Source organism: Nocardia sp. bgisy134, from assembly GCF_965341865.1.
Taxonomy (GTDB): Bacteria; Actinomycetota; Actinomycetes; order Mycobacteriales; family Mycobacteriaceae; genus Nocardia.
This window is the reverse complement of sequence record NZ_CBDQZP010000051.1, coordinates 1-2,301: the sequence shown is the minus strand read 5'-3', so window position 1 is coordinate 2,301 and position 2,301 is coordinate 1. Positions and strand designations below refer to the sequence as shown.

Below are 2,301 nucleotides of genomic sequence, written 5' to 3'. Positions count from 1 at the left end.
GTCGCCCAGACTCTCGACGACGGGGCTGCCGCGGTGGTGGCGCTGGCGCGTCGAGACCATGCCGATCCGTCCACGGTGCTGGGCGGGGTGGCCGGGTTGTTCGTCTCCGGCGCTGTGGTGGATTGGGCTGGTTTCTACGCCGGTACCGGGGCTCAACGAATCGACCTGCCCACCTATGCCTTCCAGCACGAGCGCTTCTGGCTCGATGCCAAGCAGGTGCTGGCGCAGTCGTGGCTGGGAGCCGAGCTGGGTGGGGTCAGCTCGGCCGGGTTGGATGTGGTGGATCATCCGTTGCTGGGTGCGGTTGTGCCGCACCCGGATTCGGGTGGGGTGAGTTTCACCGGCCGGTGGTCGGTGGGCTCTGTCGAGTGGCTGGCCGACCACAGCGTGCTCGGCACCGTGTTGCTGCCGGGAACCGGTTTTGTCGAGCTGGCCAGTTACATCGGCGATATCCTGGGCTGTGCCGTGGTGGACGAGCTCGTCCTGCATACCCCGTTGACGCTCCCAGCCGAGGGCAGTGTCTCGGTGCAGGTCGTGGTGGCCGCTGCTGACGAGGCCGGTCGTCGACGGCTGAGTGTCCATTCTCGGCAGGCGGGCGAGGGTCCGTGGGTGCTGCACGCCGAAGGTGTGCTTGCGCCGGGTGATGTGGTGGCCGATTTCGACCTCGCCTCGTGGCCTCCCGCCGGTGCGCAGCCGATGCCCATTGACGGTGTCTATGACGAGTTGCTCGATGTCGGCTATGGATATGGCCCGTTCTTCCAGGGTTTGCGGGCGGCATGGCAGCGCGGCGATGAGTTGTTCGCCGAGGTCGCGCTGCCGGATCCGCAGGACGCCAACGGTTTCGGGATTCATCCGGCATTGTTCGACTCGGCGTTGCATGCCGGGATAGTTCATGGTCTGCGCGGTGGTGTCGAGGGTTTCCCGGCGCTGCCGTTCACCTGGAACCGAGTGGTGATGCACTCGGTCGGCGCTGCCGCGGTGCGGGTCCGGATCGTGCTTCAAAGCGATCGGTTCGCCGTGCAGATGGCCGATGAGCAGGGCCACCCGGTGTTGTCGGTGGGGGCCTTGGTTTCTCGGCCGGTATCGGCTGAGCGCCTCAGCGCGGATCGGGTGTCGGAGGCCCTCTTCGGCTTGGAATGGCTGACTGCCCCGCTGTCGGCGGGGGAAGTCGAACCGGCTCGCGTAGCGGTACTCGGGGGCCAGAGTTCTGGCGGGGTGCGGGGTTACGATGATCTTCCGTCGTTGATCGCCGATCTGGACGCGACTTCCGACTCGGTTGTTCCCGACATCGTGTTGCTCGAGTGCCCCTCCCACAGTGGTGCGGTGCCGGAGGCTGCGCGCCAGGTTGTCACCGGTGTTCTGGACACTGTTCAGGGCTGGCTGGCCGATAGTCGTTTCGCTGGTTCTCGTTTGGTCGTACTCACCGAACAAGCAGTGGCTGTTGCCGATTCGGAGCAGGTGGATCTGGGTCAGGCTCCGGTGTGGGGGCTGTTGCGTGCCGCGCAGGCCGAACACCCAGGGCGATTCCAGCTTCTCGACCTGGACCACCCCGACCTGGCCCGAGACCGTGACCCGGTCTCTATCGCGACCGTGGCAACGGCTGCTGCGACGGAACCGGAGGCCGCGCTCCGTGGCACGACCCTGCTCGTGCCGCGGTTGACCCGTCACGCACCCGGCACGATCGCCCGGCTGTCCGAGCCCGGCACTGTGCTGATTACCGGTGGCACCGGTGGCCTCGGTGCGGTGATCGCTCGACACCTTGTGACCGAACACGGTGTGCGCCATCTGCTTTTGACATCTCGGCGTGGCCCGGATGCCCCTGGCGCGGCTGAACTGCGTGACGATCTGCTCGAGCTCGGCGCGCAGGCGACCATCACCGCATGTGACGTGTCCGATCGGGACGCACTGGCGGCACTGCTGGAAACCATCCCGGCCCAGCATCCGCTGGTGGGTGTCGTGCACGCGGCCGGAACCGCCGACAACGGCGTGATCGAGTCGATCACGCCGGACCGGATCGACCATGTCTTCGGACCCAAGCTCGATGCCGCGTGGCACCTTCACGAACTCACTCGTCAGCACTCGCTGTCCTTGTTCGTGCTGGTGTCTTCCGCGGGTGGGCTGGTGCTGGCTGCCGGTCAAGCGAACTACGCTGCCGCGAACGTCTTCCTCGATGCCCTCGCGGCGCATCGCCGCAGCCTGGGACTACCCGCGACCTCCCTCGATTACGGGTTGTGGGCGAGATCGAGCGGGCTCGGCGTCGAGCTGTCCGACGACGACTTCGATCGGATGCGCAGGCAGGGT

At 66.8% G+C, this 2,301-nt stretch carries 1 protein-coding gene; it reads left to right on the top strand.

Annotation, left to right across the window (positions count from 1 at the left end):
* A partial coding sequence (locus ACRWNM_RS36455; protein ID WP_431972720.1) for a type I polyketide synthase occupies positions 1 to 2,301 on the top strand: 2,301 nt, incomplete at both ends.